Genomic DNA, 18,909 nt, shown 5'->3' with positions numbered 1-18,909 from the left:
TCCGGAATGATGTTCTTCAATACTGCAGGACGGGGGTCGTGTGCACGCATCAGCGCAGCCGCGTCCGGCCGACCAACATCGGCCCTACTTCTTTCTGAGTTACGCGCACACGCCGAGGTACGGGGCGGGCGGCCCGGACCCCGACATGTGGGTGGAGCGGCTTTTCCGTGATCTCTGCGGTCATGTGATGGCCATGACCGACCTGCCCGCCGGTGCGTCCGCCGGCTTCATGGACTGGGAGATACGGTCCGGCGAGGGCTGGTCGGAACGTCTCGGCGAAGTCCTCGCCTCCTGCCGGGTGTTCGTGCCGCTGTTCTCGCCGCGCTACTTCGCGAGCGAGATGTGCGGTCGCGAGTGGTACGCGTTCGAGCAGCGCACCATCCAGCACCAGGCCTATACCAACCGCCCGGCCGAGGCGATCGTGCCGGCCCTGTGGGTGCCGGTCCCGCCCGAGCAGTTGCCCGGGCCCGCCGAGCGGTTGCAGTTCAACCACCGGGCCTTCGGCGACCGCTATGTCACCGACGGCCTCTACGGGCTGATCAAACTGCGCATATTCGCCGAGGAGTACGAACGCGCGGTCTACGAGCTCGCCAAGCGGATCGTCAGCGTCGCCGACGCCACCGCGATCCGGCCCGGCCGCCACGTCGACTACCGGCTGGCGCCCAGCGCCTTCGGCGCGTCCGCGGGCGAGGGCCCCCGCCCGATGCACGTCACCGTGGCCGCGCCGACCCGCCACGAGCTGCCCGAGGGCCGCGACGAGGCGTACTACGGCGACAGCCCGCTGGAGTGGAACCCCTACCACCCCCTCTCCGCCCGGCCGCTGGGCCTGGTGGCGGAGGACATGGTGCGCTCGCTCAACTACCAGACGACCGTCTCCTCCTTCGACGAGGAGGTGCTGCACCTCGACGGCAAGCAGCCCCCCTCACGGCCGGAGATCCTGCTGGTGGACCGGTGGGCGCTGGAGGACGAGGACCGGCGGGCCCGGCTCGCGGCCTTCGACGCCGAACACCGGCCCTGGGTGAGCGTGGTCGTCCCCTGGAACCGCGACGACCAGCAGAGCCGGGCGGCGGAGGCGGAGCTGTCGCGCCGGCTGGAAGAGACCATGCCGTCCAAGATGCGCCAGGGGCGGGCCGCCTGCCGGGCCGCCGCCAAGGGCGTACCGAGCATGGAGGCCTTCGGGCAGATACTGCCCCAGGTCGTGGAGGCGGCGGCACAGCAGTATCTGAGACACGCGACGGTCTACCCGCCCGCGGGGGGCGGGCACACCGAACGGCCGCGCCTGGTCGGGCCGATGGGCACCGATTTCGGCACCACGCAGTACATCCCCGACAGGCTCGATCACGCGCCCGATGCGGAGGAGACGGATGACAGCCAGTCGTGACGGACGCATCGTCACGTTCTACTCGTACAAGGGTGGTACGGGCCGCACCATGGCCCTCGCCAACACGGCCTGGATCCTTGCCGCCAACGGCAAGCGGGTCCTCGCGGTGGACTGGGACCTGGAGGCCCCGGGGCTGCACCGCTTCTTCCACCCGTTCCTCGACCCCTCGACGCTCGGTGCCACCACCGGGGTCATCGACCTCATCACCGAATACGCCTGGGCGGCCACCAGTCCCGTGCCGCGCTCGGACGACTGGCACCGCGACTACGCGCGCATCCAGCCGCACGCGGTCTCGCTCACACCCGAGGCGCTGGGCTGGCAGTTCCCCGACGGCGGCACGCTGGACTTCGTCTCCGCCGGCCGGCAGAACCGCGAGTACTCGGCGACCGTCTCCACCTTCGACTGGGACAACTTCTACGACCGGCTCGGCGGCGGCCACTTCTTCGACGCCCTGCGCGAGGACATGAAGGAGAACTACGACTACGTCCTGATCGACAGCCGCACCGGCCTCAGCGACATCGCCGACATCTGCACCGTCCACCTCCCCGACGTCCTGGTGGACTGCTTCACCCTCAGCGACCAGTCCATCGACGGAGCGGCCTCGGTGGCCCGCCAGATAGACGAGCGCTACAGCGGGCAGAACATCCGCATCCTGCCGGTCCCGATGCGCATCGACGAGGGCGAGAAGGAGAAGGCGGACGCCGGCCGGGCCCTCGCCCGCCTCAAGTTCGACCGCTTCCCGGCGGCCCTCTCCGGTGACGAACTCACCGCGTACTGGGGCGCGGTGGAGATCCCGTACCGCCCCTACTACGCCTACGAGGAGACGCTGGCGACCTTCGGCGACGAGGCCGGGCTGTCCAACTCGCTGCTCTCCGCCTTCGAGCGGCTGGCCGCCGTGGTCACCGAGGGCCGGATCACCTCGATGCCCACCGTCAACGAGGAGATCCGGCTGCGCATCCGCGACGCCTTCACCCGGCGCAGGCCCGCCCTTCCGGCCGATCTGTTCCTCAGCTACGTGGCCGAGAACCGGATGTGGGCCGACTGGATCGAGTCCGTGCTGACCCGGGCCGGGTTCCGGGTGGTGCCCCGCGACGTGTCGGCCGAGCCCAGCAGCGCCGACGGGGAGGCGGTGGCCGCCGAGAACGCCGCCCGTACCGTGGTCCTGCTCTCCAGCGCCTACCTCAAGTCGGCCCGGGCCGTGGAGATCTGGTCCCGGGCCGCCGCCGAGGACCCCTCGGGCGCCCGCCGCCAGCTGCTGCCGCTGCGCGTCGGCGACGTCCGGCTCACCGCGCCCTACATCGACCGCAACCCCGTCGACCTGTTCCGCCTCGATGAGGTGCACGCCACCACCGCCCTGCTGCGGGCCCTGGAGCGGCCGGTGCAGATCAGCGACGGGGTGGCGCCCGGACCGCGCTTCCCCGGCACCGTCCCCAAGATCTGGAACGCGCCGCCGCGCAACCCCGGCTTCACCGGCCGCTCGCTGGTCCTGGAGCGGATGCGCGACCAGCTCGGCGGCGGCCTCGCCGTCGTCCTGCCGCAGCCGCAGACGCTGTACGGACTCGGCGGCGTCGGCAAGACCCAGGTGGCCCTGGAGTACGTCCACCGGTTCATGGCCGACTACGACCTAGTCTGGTGGATCTCCGCCGAACAGCCCGACGACGTGGTGGCAGGCCTCGCCGAGCTCGGTGTACGGCTCGGGGTACAGGGCGGCGACGACATGAACTCCGCCTCCCGCGAGGCCATCGACCTGCTGCGGCGCGGGGTTCCCACCTCGCGCTGGCTGCTGGTCTTCGACAACGCCGACGACCCCGAGCAGCTCAAGAAGTTCTTCCCGCCCGGCGGCCCGGGCCACGTCCTGGTGACCTCCAGGAACCAGACCTGGTCGCAGTACGGCGACGCGCTGCCGGTCGACGTGTTCCTGCGCGAGGAGTCCATCGAGCACCTCCAGCGGCGCGCCCCCGGACTCACCGTGGACGACGCCGACCAGGTCGCCACCGCGGTGGGCGACCTGCCGCTCGCCGTCGAGCAGGCGGCGGCGTGGATCGCGGAGACCGCGACGCCGGTCGCCGCCTATCTGGAACAGCTCGCCCAGCAGGCCCCGAGCGTCCTCGCCCTCAACCAGCCCGCCGGCTACCCCGAGCCGGTCGCCGCCACCTGGAACGTCTCCATCGAGCGGCTGAAACAGCGCTCACCGGCGGCCGTCCGCCTCCTCCAGCTCTGCGCCTTCTTCGCGCCCGAGCCGATCTCCGCCAACCTCCTCTACAGCAAGGAGATGATCGACGCCCTCAAGCCGTACGACGCCACGCTCCAGGAGAAGCTGGTGCTCGGCCGGGTCATCCGCGAGATCGGCCGGTTCGCCCTCGCCAAGGTCGACCAGGTCGGCAGCTCCATCCAGGTGCACCGGCTCGTCCAGGCCGTGATCCGGGCCCAGCTCAGCGACGAGGAGCAGATGGACGCCCGGCACGCGGTCCACCGCATCCTCGCGGGCGCCCGGCCGGACGCCGACGAGCCGATCGACAACCCGGAGACCTGGGCGCAGTTCAACACCATCTGGCCGCATCTGACCCCCTCGGGCGCGCGGCTCTGCGACGAGCCGGAGACCCGCCGGCTCCTCATCGACCGGGTGCGCTACCTGTGGAAGCGCGGCGACTTCAACGCCGCCGCCAACCTCGCCGAGGACCTGCGCGAGGAGTGGCGCGAGAAGCTGGGGCCCAACGACCTCCAGTATCTGTACCTGCGCTTCCACCTCTCCAACATCCTGCGCTCCCGCGGCCGTTACGTGGAGGCGATGGAGCTGGACGAGGAGACCCTCTCGCGCCAGACGGAGGTACTGGGCGCCTCGCACCCGCACACGTACATGACCACCAGCGCCCTGGCGATGGACCTCGGCGCGCTCGGCCAGTACAGCAGGGCGATGGAGCTGGCGACCGAGGCGCACGAGGGGTTCCGGCAGATCTTCGACGAGTCGCACCCGCGTACGCTCGCCGCCGCCAACAACCTCGCCCTCAACATGCGCATGCTCGGTCAGTACGCCCGGGCCCGCGAGCTCGACCAGGACGTCTACGACCGGCGCACCGAGGTGCTGGGCCCGGAGCACCCCTACACCCTCTCCTCCGCCATGAACCTGGCCCGCGACCTGCGGGAGATCGGGCGCTACGAGGACTCGGTGGCGCTGCTCAGCCGGACCTACGACCTTTACAAGCAGCAGCTGGGGCGGGCCTTCCCGGGCACCCTGGCGGCGGCCAAGAGCCTCGCCGTGTCGCTGCGCCGGGCGGGCCGGCTGGAGGACGCGCGGCGGCTGACCACCGCGACCCGCAACCGCTACCGCGCCAAGTACACCTCCGCCAACCCCGACTGGCTGGCCTGCGACCTCAACATGGCCGCCGACCTGTTCGCGGCCGGGGACCCGGCGGCGGCCCGGGACGCCGCCCAGGAGGTCGTCGACCAGTACATCAAGGTGCCGGGGGAGCGGCATCCGTACACCCTGGCGGCCACCAACAACCTGGGCATCTACCAGTGGGGCTGCGGGGCGCTGGACGCCGCCGACACCCTGTTGGCGAACACCATCGGGACGATGCGCGACATACTCGGGGACAACCATCCGCACACCCTGTTCGCGACCATCAACCTCGCCAACGTGAAGGCCGACATGGGTGATCTGGAGAGCGCCCTGGAGATCGAGCGCAGCACGGTCGCGCGGCTGCGGGAGGTGCTGGGGGCGCACCATCCCGAGACGCTGGCCTGCGCGTCGAACATGTCGGTGACGCTCGACGCGCTCGGCCGCAAGGAGGAGGCGTCGCACGTGCGGACGGAGGCCGTGGAGGAGCTCCAGCGCCTGCTCGGCGACGAGCACGCGTTCGTCCGGATCGCCCGGGACGAGCGCCGGGTGCAGCGGGACCTGGAGCCGCTGGCGGTGTGAGCCGAGGGGCCGTGTGAGCCGAGGGGACGGCCGGTGCGACCGGAGGGATCGCACCGGCTCCCCTCACCGGGTGCCGCGCGTTCTTCAGTCCTCCTCGATCAGCCAGGTGAGGATGGCGGGCAGGGCGTGCAGCGCGTCGAAGTGGGCGGCGGTCGGCTCCAGGACGGCCGTCGCGCCCGGGATGCGTTCGGCGAGCCAGCGGGAGTGGCCGACCGGGGAGAACACGTCCTTGACTCCGTGCCAGAGCAGTACCTCACCGATGATGTCGGCGGGGTCGAACCCCCACGGGCTGCTCAGGGCGAGCGCGTCGTCGATCCAGCCGTACGCCGAAGTGCGCAGCGCCTCCTGGTAGTTGCGCAGCAGCATGGAGCGCACGCCCGCGTCCTTGACCACCATCCGGTCGGCATGGGTGAGGTCGTGGCGCAGTTCGTCCAGGAGCCGGATGGGGTTCTTGCGTATCTCGTCGGAGCGCGGGATGAGCCGGGCGGCGAACTCCTCGGGATCGAGCGTGGCGGCGGTGTACTCCTCCACGTTGTAGGCGGTCATCCCGTCGAACCAGTCGAGCCCGGCCGCGTCCCGGGGCGCCAGGGTGACCAGCGCCGCGGTGCGGGTGACCCGCTCGGGCAGCAGGGCCGCGCACGCCAGGGCGTGCGGGGCGCCGCCGGAGCGGCCGACGACGGCGAACCGCTCCAGGCCGTAGCTGTCCGCGATCGTCTTCACGTCCTGGACGACGTCGGCGACGCTGCGGCCCTCCAGCCGGTCGGAGCCGCCGTAGCCGGGCCGGTCGTAGGCGATCAGCTGCATCCGCCGCTGGTAGAGCACCATGCCGCGCGGCGCGGGGCCGAGACGGCTGCCCGGGGTGCCGTGCAGCAGGAAGACCGGCCTGCCCCGCGGGTCCCCGAAGCGCTCCACCATCAGATGCCGGCCGTCGGCCGCTCGCACCCGACCGCGCACGCGTGCCCCCTCCGGTAGTGGATCGCGACACCGATCGCCGGGCCCGTCCCCGTACCGCCCATTTCGTTTGCCGTATACAGGCATCGACTGTTGCGGCATTCCCCTCCCGTCCGCGTTTTACCCATTCAGTGGAGTGTGACCGGGACTCCCCCCGGGGCGGAAGCGGAGTTACCGTCGAAGTACACGTCCGATTCGGACCCTTGGGGGCCGTGATGGTCGAGGCATTGGTGGCGACGGCCGTGGCCGTCGGATCCGCCGGCATCGTGTATGTGATGGCGGCGGCCCGGGTCGTCAAGCAGTACGAACGCGGTGTGGTCTTCCGGCTGGGCAAACTCAGGGGGTCGGTGCGGGGCCCGGGATTCACCCTGATCCTTCCGTTCGCCGACCGTCTCCACAAGGTGAACATGCAGATTGTGACGATGCCGGTCCCGGCGCAGGACGGAATCACCCGGGACAACGTCACGGTCCGGGTGGACGCGGTGATCTACTTCAAGGTGGTCGACCCGGCGGACGCGGTCATCCAGGTCGAGGACTACCGCTTCGCGGTCTCCCAGATGGCCCAGACCTCACTGCGTTCGATCATCGGCAAGAGCGACCTCGACGATCTGCTCTCCAACCGCGAGAAGCTCAACCAGGGGCTGGAGCTGATGATCGACAGCCCGGCGATGGGGTGGGGCGTGCAGATCGACCGGGTGGAGATCAAGGACGTCTCGCTGCCGGAGACGATGAAGCGGTCGATGGCCCGTCAGGCCGAGGCCGACCGGGAGCGCCGGGCGCGGGTGATCAACGCGGACGCGGAGCTCCAGGCGTCGAAGAAGCTGGCCGAGGCGGCCGGGGTGATGTCGCAGGAGCCCGCGGCGCTCCAACTGAGGCTGCTCCAGACGGTGGTGGCGGTGGCGGCGGAGAAGAACTCGACGCTGGTCCTGCCGTTCCCGGTGGAGCTCCTTCGGTTCCTGGAGCGGGCGACCCCGCTGCCCGCGGGGGAAGCGCCCGCGGCGGAGGCGGTCGCGGCGGAAGCGGTCGGGGCCGAATCGGTCGGGGCGGAAGCCTCCGCTCCGGAAGCTCCAGGGGCGCAGGCCCACTCGGATCTTGGAATGGAAGGTCCACCAGTAGAGCCGCATTCGATTCCATGATTGTGAGCAGAGTCTCACCTGTGAAGGCGCGAGCCGCCGACGGAGGGTGATTCGCCCCTTTTCGGCCGAATGATCATGGCTGGAATATTGCGGCCATGTGACACCAACAGGACGTACGACACAAGCACTTCGCAAAGCCGCAGCGGGCCCCGAACCCGATTTGCCGGGCGTCCGGGCGCTGGCTCTAATAGCGGCCATGTCAACGATCCGCGCCCTGCGGGCCGACCGCACCGGCATGGCGGCGCTCTGCGCGGTGCTCCTGTTCGTCGTCCTCGCCCTGGCCGCACCCCTGATCACCGCGCTCTACGGCAAGAACGCCACCGAGCACTACGGGCAGAACACCCCCGGACTGCTCAGCCCCGAAGGGCTTCCGGTGCTCCCCAACGGCGGGATCTCCGGCGAGTTCTGGTTCGGCCTGGAGCCGGGGCTCGGGCGCGACGTCCTCGCCCAGCTCCTGTACGGGATGCGGACGTCGCTCGTCGTGGCGGTCGCCGCCACCGCCGTCATCGCGCTGCTCGGCACCGTGCTCGGCCTCGTCGTCGGCTACCTCGGCGGGCTCGCCGAACGGGCCTTCACCTTCGTCTGCAACGTCCTGCTCGCCTTCCCGACCCTGCTGCTCCTGCTGGCGCTGAGCCCGGTCGTCAAGACCCGGTTCGTGGACCCGGGCGAGAACGAGCCGGTCTGGATGCAGTTCACCGTGCTGATCCTGGTGTTCGCCGCCTTCGGGTGGGTGCCGCTCGCCATGGTGCTGCGCACCACCGTGAAGTCCCTGCGGGAGCGGGAGTTCATCGAGGCGGCGCGCGCCTCGGGAGCGAGCCGGTGGCACATCCTCGTCCGTGAGCTGCTGCCCAACATCTGGGCGCCGATCCTGGTCAACGTCACTCTGACGCTGCCCGGCATCGTCACCGCCGAGGCCGCGCTCTCCTATCTGGGGGTCGGCATCGACGAGCCGGTTCCCGACTGGGGCCGGATGATCTCCCGAGGCGCGGAGGTCTTCTATGACGACCCCACCTACATGGTCTTCCCCGGCGTGACGATCCTCGTCTTCGTCCTCGCCTTCAACCTGCTCGGTGACGCGGTACGGGACGCCCTCGATCCCCGTACCGCCCGCTGACCGCACCACCTTCTCCCGCTCGACCACCTTCTGTCACACCGGAGTTCGTCATGTCCAGATTCAGCCCGCGCACCGCAGCCGTTCCGGCTCTCGCCACCGCCGCCGCCCTGCTGCTCTGCTCCTGCTCGGCGGGCGCGGGCAAGGGCGACGGGGACGGCGGGGCCAAGCCCGCCGAGGTCAGGAGCGGGCAGCGGCTCACCGCCGCCCTGGGCACCGCGAAGGACAGCCTGGGCCCGGCCCCCGCCGTCACGGGCGCGCGGTCCGGCGGCACCGTCAAGGTCGCCAACCTCAACGACTACAGCCACCTCGACCCGCAGAAGATCTACGCGGGCGAGGGCTACAGCACCTCGCTGCTGTGGGGCCGCCAGCTGACGCAATATCAAGTCGTCGACGGCAAGCCGGTCCTGGTCGGCGACCTGGCCACCGACACCGGCCGCTCCTCGGACGGCGGTCGCACCTGGACGTACACGCTCAAGGACGGGATCGCCTGGGAGGACGGGCAGCCGATCACCTCCGAGCACATCAAGTACGGCATCGAGCGCACCTTCGCCCCCGGATTCGAACTCGGCCCCAGCTACTGGCCCGAGTGGCTCACCGGCTCCGAGGACCGCAGCGCCGCCGTCAAGAAGTACGCCGGGCCCAAGAGCGGCGGCCTGGACGCCATCGAGACGCCCGACGCCAAGACGGTCGTCTTCCACTTCCCCGAGCCGCAGTCCGACGTGCCGTACATGGCCGCCCAGTCCTCCTCCTCGCCGGTGCGCGCGGACAAGGACACCGGCACCGCGTACGACACCCACCCGTTCGCCACCGGCCCGTACAAGATCGTCGAGCACAAGCAGAACCAGTCGCTCACCCTGGAGCGCAACCCGCACTGGAAGGCGGAGACCGACCCGATCCGCCACCAGTACGCCGACCGCTTCGAGTTCACCTTCGGCAAGAAGATCCTCAACACTGCGCAGGAGGTCCTCAACGGGCGCGGCGCCGGGCCGGACACCGTCAGCACCAACAGCGAGGTACCGCCGGAGCTGTACGCGCAGGCCGAGCGCGACCCGAAGAAGAAGGCGCTCCTGGTGTCGGGGAGCCAGGGCGCCTACACCAGCGACCTCTACATCAAGAACAGCCGGGTCACCGACCCCGAGGTCCGCAAGGCCATCCACTACCTCTTCCCCCGCGAGCAGGCCCGCCAGGTGCTGGGCGGCCCGCGCCTGGGCGACTTCGCCACCACGCTCTCCTCGCCCGCCGTCGTCGGCTGGAAGAAGTACGACCTCTACCCGGTCAGGCCCAGTGGCGACATCGAGAAGGCCAAGGAGCACCTGGCCAAGGCGAAGACCAAGGTGGACACGCTCACCTACGCCTACGAGGCCGACGCGCCCGAGAAGGACCGGCTCGCCCAGGTCCTCGTCGACGCCTTCGGCAAGGCCGGGATCAAGCTGGTCGTGAAGCCCCTGGACAAGGCCGCGTTCACCAAGGAGGTCTCCCGCGGGCCCGCCCCCTACGACCTGTGGATGTCCACCAACTCGGTCGACTGGCCCACCCCGGCGACCCTGCTGCCCGACAGCTTCGACAGCCGTCTGGACGCCCTCTCCAACGGCACCCGCTACAGCAACCCGAAGGTCGACAGGGAACTCGATCGCATCAGGACCATCGGGGACGCACGGCAGAAGGCCGCGGCGCTCATCGACCTGGAGCAGGTCGTCATGGCGGACGTGCCGGTCGTGCCGTTCCTCTACGCCGCCGTCACCCAGTTCCGCGGGCAGAACATCGGCGGCGCCGCCATCCACCCGATCTACGGCTCCGTCGCCGCGGCCGACCTCTACCTGAAGAAGTCCTGACCCTCCCATGACCGGTTACGTCGTCCGACGCGCCCTGCAGGCCGTGGCGGTGCTCCTCGCGATCACCGCCACCGCCTTCGGGCTGTTCTTCGCGGCCCCCTCCGACCCCGCGCTCATCGCCTGCGGACCCAAGTGCGACACCGGGCAGGTCGAGGCCGTACGCCACAGCATGGGCCTGGACCGGCCCGTCGCCGCCCAGTTCGGCGACTATCTGGGCGGCCTGGTGGCGGGCCGCACCATCACCGACGTCGACGGCAGCCCCATCGACTGCCCGGCGCCCTGCCTGGGCTACTCCTACGCCCTGCACCAGCCGGTCCTCGACGCCATCGAGGACCGCTTCCCGGCGACCCTGTCGCTCGCGGCGGGCGCCCTGGTGGTGATCGTGGTGCTCGGCGTCGGCGTGGGCTTCACCGCCGCGCTGCGCCGGGGCACCCGCACCGACCGGCTGCTGTCCGGCTTCACCCTGGTCGGTGCGAGCGTGCAGATCTACTTCCTCGGCTACGCCCTCCAGTACCTCCTTGTGTACGCGACGGGCGCGCTGCCGGTGCCCGGCTACACCCCCTTCGGCTCCTCGCCCGGGGCCTGGGCGGCCGGGCTCGCACTGCCCTGGCTGGTCCTCGGCTTCGTCAACGCGGCCGTGTTCGCCCGGCTCGCGCGGGCGCAGATGCTGGAGGCGATGCACGAGGGGTACGTCCGCACCGCCCGCGCCCGGGGCCTGTCCACGCTGCGCGCCCATCTGAAGTACACCGCGCGCGGCGCCGGAGCCCCGCTGGTGCAACTGCTCGGCCTGGAGGCCGGGGCGCTGTTCGGCGGGGCCTTCATCACCGAGACCGTCTTCGGCATCGACGGCATCGGCAAGCTCGCCGTCGACTCCGTCGTCCAGAACGACCTGCCCACGGTCGTCGGGACCGTCCTGCTCGCCGCCTTCTTCGTGGTGGTGTTCGTCGCGCTCGCCGACCTCCTGGTGGCGCGGCTCGACCCGAGAGTGAGACTCGTATGAGTGCCGTGCTCCGCATCCGCGACCTGTCCGTCTCCTTCACCGGCCCGCGGGGCGCGCTCGTACGGGCCGTGGAGGGGGTCTCCCTGGAGGTCAAGGCCGGTGAAGTGCTCGGCCTGGTGGGGGAGTCGGGCTCCGGCAAGTCCACCGTCGGGCTCGCCGCCCTGGGCCTGCACGACCCCGCGCGCACCCGGATCGAGGGCAGCGTCGAGGTGGCCGGGACCGAGGTGGTCGGCGCTCCCGAGTCCCGGCTGCGAGGGCTGCGCGGCTCCCGGATCGCGATGGTGTTCCAGGACGCGCTCGCCGCGCTCTCCCCCTTCCACACGGTCGGGGCGCAGCTCGCGGAGGCCTACCGGATACACCACCGGGGTGCCTCGCGGGCCGAGGGCCGGGAGCGGGCGGCCGCGATGCTGGAGCGGGTGGGGATCGCGGCCGCCCGGGCCAGGGACCATCCGCACCGGTTCTCGGGCGGGATGCGCCAGCGCGTGATGATCGCGGCCGCGCTGATCAACGCACCGGACGTGGTCATCGCGGACGAGCCCACCACCGCGCTCGACGCCCGGGTGCAGCGCCAAGTGCTCGATCTGCTCGCCGAGTTGGGGCGCGAGAACGGCACTGCCGTGCTGTTCGTCAGCCACGACATGGGCGTGGTGGGCGAGTTCACCGACCGTACGGCGGTGATGCGGAACGGCCGGATCGTCGAGGAGGGGGCGACGGCCCGGCTCCTCGCCGCCGCCTCGCACCCCTACACCCGGGCGCTGACCGGGGCGGCCCCCACCCTGGCCACGGTGCCGGGCAGCAGGCTGGCGACGGTCGACGAGCCGGCGCCGGTGACCCCGCCGCGGCCCGCCGCGCCCGTGGTGGACGGCCCGCCTCTCGCCGAACTCACCGGAATCCGGGTCGAGTTCCCGGGCAGGCGCGGTCTGTCGGTGCGCCGGCCCGAGCCGGTGGTGGCCGTACGGGACGTGAGCCTGCGCATCGAGCCCGGCCGCACCCTCGGTCTGGTCGGGGAGTCCGGCTCCGGCAAGTCCACCACCGCCCGGGTCCTCGCCGGGCTCCAGCGGCCCACCGCCGGGACCGTGCGCTTCGACGGCCGGGACGTCTCGGACGCCGCCCGCGACACCGCGCTGCGCCGCGAGCTGAGCCGGGACGTCCAGCTGGTCTTCCAGGACCCGTACGCCTCGCTCAACCCGCGCCGCACGGTCGAGGAGATCGTCACCACGCCGCTGCGCGCCCACACCCGGATGGACCGGGACGAGCGGCGGGAGCGGGCCGCGGGGCTGCTGAAGCAGGTGGGGCTCGCGGAGGACCGGCTCGACCGGTATCCGCACGAGTTCAGCGGCGGCCAGCGCCAGCGCATCGGCATCGCCCGGGCGCTGGCGGTCCGCCCGCGCCTGGTCATCGCGGACGAGCCGGTGTCGGCGCTCGATGTGTCCGTACAGGCGCAGGTGCTGAACCTGCTGATGGACCTGCGCGACGAGCTCGGCCTCTCGCTCCTGTTCGTCTCGCACGACCTGGCGGTGGTGCGGCACGTGTGCGACGAAGTCGCGGTGATGCGGGGTGGGGTGCTGGTGGAGAGCGGGGAGCGGGATCAGGTGTTCGACGCGCCGTCCAGCGAGTACACGAAGGGGTTGCTGGCTGCGGCGTATTAGGGCGCGTGGGGGGCGTTTTCGGGTGCGGGCTGGTGGGGGGCCGGTCGCGCAGTTCCCCGCGCCCCTTATCGGGTGGTCTCTTGGCTGCGGGCCGTTTGTGGCTGGTCGCGCGGTGCCTCACGCCCCTTAGGGGGTGCCCACCTCCAGTGGGTCGTTCCCCGCGTTTTCGTCCCTCTTGCGCAGCCCGGCCATGACCAGGGTGACCGCCGCCCCGGCCACCGCCCACGCCGACAGCACCAGGAGCGGGCCGGTGACCGCGTTGCCCCGGAAGTACGCGATGGAGCGCGCCGCCCAGGTGCCGGCGCCCGGGGGCAGCGCGGGGCCGATCGCCTTCCAGAACGGCGGCAGCAGCGGATACGGGTAGGCGCCGCCCGCGCTCGGGTTGCCCAGGACCACCACGACCAGGATGGCGAGACCGATGCCGATGATCCCGGCCAGCCCCTGGAAGGCCAGGGTGGTGGCGCCGACCGCGAACACGACCAGCGCGCCCAGCCCCGCCAGGCCCGGGTAGCTGCCCGGCAGCGCGCCCAGCACCGGCCCGATGATCAGCGCGCCGAGCAGCCCGGCGGCGATCGAGTACACCGCGAGGGCGGCGAGGCGGATCACCGCCCGCTGGATGTTGGCGGGCCGGGCGCCATGGCTGATCGCCAGGATCGCGGCGCACAGATAGCCGCCCACGCACCAGCCGACGACCAGGTAGAACGAGGACAGGCCCCGGGCGTCCTGCCGGTCGGCCGGGGCGACGTCGATCACCTTCACGCTCCGGTGCCCGGCCTTCTCCACCGAGGTGACGACCAGCTCGACGGCCTGGGAGAGGGACGCCCCGCCGCCGCCCGCGACGAGCAGGGTGTCGGTGGTGGACCTCGGGTCGACGATCAGCGCGCCGTCGAGGTCGCGGTCGCGCAGCTTCCGGGTGGCGGTGGCCGTGTCCTTGACCGCGCGGGCGTCCAGCGCGCCACCGGGGAGGGCGTTCAGCCGCCCCACGGTCGTGTCGCTGACCGCGGCGGGCGCGACCACCCCGAACCGGACGTCCTTCGGTCTGGGGTTGTGGAAGGCCCCGGCGTAGGACGCGATGAACGCGACCATCAGCCCGAGTACCCCGATGACCAGCAGCGCGGCCCGCACCGTGACGGCGCTCTTCACCTCGTCGACGAACGTCATGTCCTCACGCTCCGGGGAGCCGCAGGGCGGCGCAGTCGGGGCTGAGCCGAACGGCTGACCCGTCGCGCGGAGCGCCCCGATCCGCATCGAACATCTGTGTCGTACGTGCGTTCGAAATTGGTCTATGGTGAAAGGAGGGGGAAGTGAGAACGATCGGTCCAGGAGGTGCGGATGCCCGGCTTCACGCATCTGCGCACGGTTTCGGGTTTCTCCCTGCGGTACGGGGCCTCCCACCCGGAACGGCTCGTCGAGCGCGCCGCCGACCTGGGGATGGACGCGCTCGCCCTCACCGACCGGGACACCCTCGCCGGCGCGGTGCGCTTCGCCAAGGCGTGCGCGGCCAAGGGGGTGCGCCCGCTCTTCGGCACCGACCTGGCCGTCCCGGAACACCCCCTCGAACCGGCGAAGGGAAGCGCTCCCGCCCGGCGCCCGCGCACCCCGGTGCGGGGCGGCGCCTTCGTCGACGAGTCGGCGCCGCGCGCCACCTTCCTCGCCCGGGACGGCGCCACCGGCTGGGCGGAGCTCTGCCGGCTGATCACCGCCGCCCACACGGCCGACGGGCCGCCCGTCCTGTCCTGGTCCGCGCTGCCCGCCGAAGGGCTCACCGTGCTGCTCGGACCCGGCTCCGAGGTGGGCAGGGCACTCTCCGCCGGCCGCCCGGACCTCGCCGTACGCCTCCTGGCGCCCTGGCGCGAGCTGTACGGCGACGCCCTGCGGCTTGAGGTCGTGCACCACGGGCGCGCGGGCACCGGGCCCGGCTCACTGCGGCTCGCCGCCCGCACCCTGGGCCTCGCCGCCGAGCAGGGCGTGCCGGCCGTGCTGACCAACGCCGTGCGGTACGCGGACGCCGGGCTCGGGCCGGTCGCCGACGTCCTGGACGCGGCCCGCCGGCTCGTCCCCGTCGACCCGCGCCGGGGGCTGGACAGCGGCGAGCGCTGGCTCAAGGACCCGGCCGCCATGGCCCGCGCCGCCGAGCGGGTCGCCGAGGCCGCCGGGTTCCGCCGGGACGCCGCGCACCGGCTGCTCGCCACGACCGAGGAGAGCGCCGCCGCGTGCCGGGTCGACCCCGCCCGGGAGCTGGGCATCAAGACGTACAGCTACTTCCCCGAGCCCCATCTCGTCGGCGCCGCCGACCGCACCCCGCAGCGGGTCCTCGCCTCCCGCGCCGCCGCCGGCATGGTGCTGCGCGGCTACGACCGCGACCGCGCGTACTGGGAGCGGATGCACCGGGAGCTGGACGTCATCGCCTTCCACGGCTTCGCCGCGTACTTCCTCACCGTCGCCCAAGTCGTCGACGACGTAAGGGAGATGGGCATCCGGGTGGCCGCGCGCGGCTCCAGCGCCGGGTCGCTCGTCAACCACCTCCTCGGCATCGCCCACGCCGACCCCGTCGAGCACGGCCTGCTGATGGAGCGCTTCCTGTCCCACCGGCGCTATGTGCTGCCCGACATCGACATCGACGTGGAGTCCGCCCGCCGCCTCGACGTCTACCGCGCGATCATGGGCCGCTTCGGCACCGAACGGGTCGCCACCGTCTCCATGCCCGAGACCTACCGGGTCCGCCACGCCGTACGCGACGTGGGCGCCGCGCTGTCGATGGACCCGGCCGAGATCGACCGGATCGCCAAGTCCTTCCCGCACATCCGGGCCCGCGACGCCCGCACCGCCATGGCCGAACTGCCGGAGCTGCGCGAGATCGCGGCGGAGCAGGGGCGGCACGGCAGGCTGTGGGAGCTGGTCGAGGCGCTGGACGGGCTGCCGCGCGGAATCGCCATGCACCCGTGCGGGGTGCTGCTCTCCAACATCACCCTGCTGCGCCGCACCCCGGTGGTGGCGAGCAGCGGGGAGGGGTTCCCCATGTCCCAGTTCGACAAGGAGGACGTGGAGGACCTCGGCCTGCTCAAGCTGGACGTCCTGGGGGTGCGGATGCAGTCGGCGATGGCGCACGCCGTCGCCGAGATCGGCCGCACCACCGGCCGCACACCGGACCTCGACGACCCGCGCCAGGTCCCGGAGGGGGATCTGCCGACCTACCGGCTCATCCGCTCCGCCGAGACGCTCGGCTGCTTCCAGATCGAGTCGCCGGGCCAGCGCGATCTGATCGGGCGGCTCCAGCCCTCGACCTTCCACGACCTGGTCGTGGACATCTCGCTCTTCCGGCCGGGACCGGTCGCCGCCGACATGGTCCGGCCGTTCATCGAGGCGCGCCACGGCCGGGCCCCGGTGCGCCACCCGCACGAGGACCTGGCGGACGTCCTGGGGGAGACCTACGGCGTGGTCGTCTTCCACGAGCAGATCATCAACATGCTGGCCGTCATGACCGGCTGCGACCGGGCCATGGCCGACCAGGCGCGGCGCGCCCTCTCCGACCCCGAGTCGCAGGAGAGGATCCGCGTCTGGTTCACCGCGTGCGCGGCCGGGCGCGGGTATCCGCCCGAGGTCGTCGAGCGCACCTGGGAGATCATCAAGTCCTTCGGCTCGTACGGCTTCTGCAAGGCGCACGCCGTCGCCTTCGCCGTGCCGACCTACCAGTCGGCCTGGCTGAAGGCCCACCACCCGGCCGCCTTCTACGCCGGGCTGCTCACCCACGACCCCGGGATGTACCCCAAGCGGCTGCTCCTCGCGGACGCGCGGCGGCGCGGGGTGCCGATCCTGCCGGTGGACGTGAACCGGTCGGCGGCCGTCCATCGCATCGAACTGGTGTCCGACTCCCGGACCTGGGGGCTCCGCCTCGCCCTCGCGGACGTCCAGGGGATCAGCGAGGCCGAGACCGCCCGGATCGAACAGGAGCAGCCCTACTCCTCGCTGCTCGACTTCTGGCGGCGGGCCAGGCCCAGCCGCCCCGTCGCCGAACGGCTCGCCCAGGTCGGCGCGCTCGACGCGTTCGGCGGCAACCGGCGCGACCTGCTGCTGCACCTCGCCGAACTGCACCGCGCCCAGCGGGCGGCCGGGTCCGGCGGCGGTCAGCTCCCGCTCGGCGACGGGCGGCGGACGGCCCGCGCGGGACTGCCCGACCTCGACGAGGCGGAGCGGCTCAGCGCCGAGCTGGGCGTCCTCGGCATGGACGCCTCCCGCCATCTGATGGTGGACCACGAGACGTTCCTGAAGGAGCTGGGCGTGGTCTCGGCCAAGCGGCTGCGGGACGCCGCGCACGGGGAGACCGTCCTGGTCGCGGGCGCCAAGGCGGCCACCCAGACCCCGCCCGTCCGGTCCGGGCAGCGGGTCATCTTCACCACGCTGGACGACGGGACGGGCCTGGTCGACCTCGCCTTCTTCGGCGACAGCCACGCCGCCTGCGCCCACACCGTCTTCCACTCCTGGCTTCTGCTGGTACGCGGAGTGGTGCAGCGGCGCGGGCCGCGCAGCCTCAGCGTGGTGGGCGCCGCGGCCTGGAACCTGGCCGAGCTGGCCGAACTGCGCCGCGAGGGCGGCCTGGACGCGGTCGCCGCCCGGCTGTCGGCCCCTGCCCCTGACCGCGAGGACGCAGACGAGGGCGCCGGCGGGGACGGCGAGGGGACGCCCGGCGGGGAGAGCGACGACGGGCGCCGCATCGAGCTGCCCACCGGCTACCGGCTGAACCCCTGGGCCGACCTCCGGCCCGCCGGTGAACCCGCCGCCACCGGCCGGAAGCTGTGGCACCAGAGCCGGGGGAGTGCGGGATGATCCTCTGCGTCCGCTTCCATGTGCCGTCCGGGGACACCGGCGGCTGCGAGGCCGCCCTCCCCGGTCTGCTCGCGATGCTCGGCGGTCTCACCCCGGTCGTCCAGGCCCTCCCGCCGGACGCCGCGCTCGTCGATGTGCGGGGCGCCGAGCGGTACTTCGGGTGGAACGCGGCCCAGCTCGCCTCCGTCATCCGGGTCAGGGCGCTCGCCCACCGCGGGGTGGACTGCACCATCGGGGCCGGGCCCAACCCCATGCTGGCCCGGATGGCGGCCCGGGGCGCCCGGCCGGGCGCGACCCTGGTGCTGCCCCCGGAGGAGGTGCCCCGGTTCCTGACCGACAAGCCCGTCGCGGCGCTGGACGGGGTCGGCCCCGCGACCGCCCGCACCCTCTGCTCGTACGGGCTCGACTCGATCGGCAGGGTCGCCGCCGCCCCGCTCGCCACCCTCCAGCGGATCGTCGGCGCGCGGGCCGGGCGCGAACTCCACGAACGGGCCCTGGGCATCGACCGCACCCCCGTCGTCCCGAGCGCGGCGTCCCGCTCCCTCGGCGCCGAACGATCCTTCCCCCGCGACGAGGTGGACCGTGACCGCCAGCGCCGGGCGCTGCTCTCCCTCGCGGAGGAGCTGGGCGTCCGGCTGCGCGGCACGGAGCAGGTGTGCCGCTCCCTGACGCTCACCGTCCGGTACGCCGACCGCTCCACCACCACCCGTGGCCGCACCCTGCGCGAGCCCACGGCCCACTCCCCGGCGCTCATCGCGGCGGCCTACGCGATCCATGAGTCGCTCGGCCTCCAGCGGGCCCGCGTCCGGAGCGTCTCCCTGCGGGCCGAGGGGCTCGTCCCCGCCCGGCAGGCCTCCCGGCAGCTGACGTTCGACCCCGTGGACGACCGGGCCCGCCGGATCGAAGCGGTCGCCGACCGGGCCCGCGCCCGCTTCGGCCCGGCCGCGATCATGCCGGGGGCGCTGGCGCGGCCCGCCCCGGCCGCCGCCTCCGACGGCCCGCGGGCCGACGCCGCCTGACACCGGTCCGGCCGTACCAGTCAATCACCGGGGGCACGGCAGTTTTTACTGACGCGTAACTTCACTCTCCGGCTACTGGTGCGT

The 18,909-nt window shown here is 72.4% G+C and carries 11 protein-coding genes; 9 read left to right on the top strand and 2 right to left on the bottom strand.

The window, feature by feature from the left end; all coding sequences use genetic code 11:
• Nucleotides 1-40 precede the first annotated feature (40 nt).
• Complete coding sequence (gene fsxC / locus ACZ5ID_RS23025) at nt 41-1,381, top strand: FxsC protein (RefSeq protein ID WP_468900965.1); 1,341 nt, start codon at nt 41-43, stop codon at nt 1,379-1,381.
• The gene (gene fxsT / locus ACZ5ID_RS23020; protein WP_468900962.1) at nt 1,365-5,300 is read left to right on the top strand and encodes an FxSxx-COOH system tetratricopeptide repeat protein; all 3,936 of its coding nucleotides are present in this window, start codon (nt 1,365-1,367) and stop codon (nt 5,298-5,300) included. The genes fsxC and fxsT overlap by 17 nt, the downstream gene beginning before the upstream one ends.
• Nucleotides 5,301-5,384: 84 nt before the next feature.
• Here fxsT and ACZ5ID_RS23015 read toward each other — a convergent pair whose 3' ends face one another.
• Entirely contained in the window at nt 5,385-6,254 is an 870-nt protein-coding gene (locus tag ACZ5ID_RS23015) for an alpha/beta fold hydrolase (RefSeq protein WP_468900959.1), read from the bottom strand.
• Nucleotides 6,255-6,466: 212 nt separating this feature from the next.
• Between ACZ5ID_RS23015 and ACZ5ID_RS23010 the strand changes: the two genes are divergently transcribed.
• From ACZ5ID_RS23010 to ACZ5ID_RS22990, 5 genes are all read left to right on the top strand, one after another.
• Complete coding sequence (locus ACZ5ID_RS23010) at nt 6,467-7,387, top strand: slipin family protein (RefSeq protein ID WP_468900956.1); 921 nt, start codon at nt 6,467-6,469, stop codon at nt 7,385-7,387.
• 196 nt (nt 7,388-7,583) lie between these two features.
• Nucleotides 7,584-8,501 (top strand): ABC transporter permease, encoded by a 918-nt coding sequence (locus ACZ5ID_RS23005; protein WP_468900953.1) that lies wholly within the window; start codon nt 7,584-7,586, stop codon nt 8,499-8,501.
• 50 nt (nt 8,502-8,551) lie between these two features.
• Nucleotides 8,552-10,333, top strand: a complete 1,782-nt coding sequence (locus ACZ5ID_RS23000) for an ABC transporter substrate-binding protein (RefSeq protein ID WP_468900951.1) — start codon at nt 8,552-8,554, stop codon at nt 10,331-10,333.
• 7 nt (nt 10,334-10,340) lie between these two features.
• Nucleotides 10,341-11,333 carry an ABC transporter permease gene (locus ACZ5ID_RS22995; protein WP_468900949.1) on the top strand — a complete coding sequence of 331 codons (993 nt, stop codon included), beginning with the start codon at nt 10,341-10,343 and terminating at the stop codon, nt 11,331-11,333.
• A complete protein-coding gene (locus ACZ5ID_RS22990; protein WP_468900947.1) occupies nt 11,330-12,982 on the top strand; it encodes a dipeptide ABC transporter ATP-binding protein in 1,653 nt (550 codons plus the stop codon). The genes ACZ5ID_RS22995 and ACZ5ID_RS22990 overlap by 4 nt, the downstream gene beginning before the upstream one ends.
• A gap of 126 nt (nt 12,983-13,108) precedes the next feature.
• Here the strand turns inward: ACZ5ID_RS22990 and ACZ5ID_RS22985 are convergent, their stop codons facing one another.
• Nucleotides 13,109-14,143, bottom strand: coding sequence for a DUF3533 domain-containing protein (locus ACZ5ID_RS22985; RefSeq protein WP_468900945.1), 1,035 nt, complete (start codon nt 14,141-14,143; stop codon nt 13,109-13,111).
• A gap of 171 nt (nt 14,144-14,314) precedes the next feature.
• Between ACZ5ID_RS22985 and ACZ5ID_RS22980 the strand changes: the two genes are divergently transcribed.
• Both ACZ5ID_RS22980 and ACZ5ID_RS22975 read left to right on the top strand, forming a co-directional pair.
• Complete coding sequence (locus tag ACZ5ID_RS22980) at nt 14,315-17,806, top strand: DNA polymerase III subunit alpha (protein ID WP_468900943.1); 3,492 nt, start codon at nt 14,315-14,317, stop codon at nt 17,804-17,806.
• Nucleotides 17,803-18,825, top strand: a complete 1,023-nt coding sequence (locus ACZ5ID_RS22975) for a DNA polymerase Y family protein (RefSeq protein WP_468900940.1) — start codon at nt 17,803-17,805, stop codon at nt 18,823-18,825. The genes ACZ5ID_RS22980 and ACZ5ID_RS22975 overlap by 4 nt, the downstream gene beginning before the upstream one ends.
• Nucleotides 18,826-18,909 lie beyond the last annotated feature (84 nt).

It is taken from the genome of Streptomyces sp. NPDC031670 (genome assembly GCF_055580545.1).
Note: the sequence above shows the minus strand (reverse complement) of the source record. Positions and strands in the feature narration are given on the sequence as shown.

Coding starts and splice junctions, on each gene's coding strand:
- ACZ5ID_RS22980 (WP_468900943.1), top strand. CDS start 14,315: ATGCCCGGCTTCACGCATCTGCGCACGGTTTCGGGTTTCTCCCTGCGG.
- fxsT (WP_468900962.1), top strand. CDS start 1,365: ATGACAGCCAGTCGTGACGGACGCATCGTCACGTTCTACTCGTACAAG.
- ACZ5ID_RS23000 (WP_468900951.1), top strand. CDS start 8,552: ATGTCCAGATTCAGCCCGCGCACCGCAGCCGTTCCGGCTCTCGCCACC.
- ACZ5ID_RS22995 (WP_468900949.1), top strand. CDS start 10,341: ATGACCGGTTACGTCGTCCGACGCGCCCTGCAGGCCGTGGCGGTGCTC.
- ACZ5ID_RS22985 (WP_468900945.1), bottom strand. CDS start 14,143: ATGACGTTCGTCGACGAGGTGAAGAGCGCCGTCACGGTGCGGGCCGCG.
- ACZ5ID_RS22990 (WP_468900947.1), top strand. CDS start 11,330: ATGAGTGCCGTGCTCCGCATCCGCGACCTGTCCGTCTCCTTCACCGGC.
- ACZ5ID_RS23010 (WP_468900956.1), top strand. CDS start 6,467: ATGGTCGAGGCATTGGTGGCGACGGCCGTGGCCGTCGGATCCGCCGGC.
- ACZ5ID_RS22975 (WP_468900940.1), top strand. CDS start 17,803: ATGATCCTCTGCGTCCGCTTCCATGTGCCGTCCGGGGACACCGGCGGC.
- ACZ5ID_RS23005 (WP_468900953.1), top strand. CDS start 7,584: ATGTCAACGATCCGCGCCCTGCGGGCCGACCGCACCGGCATGGCGGCG.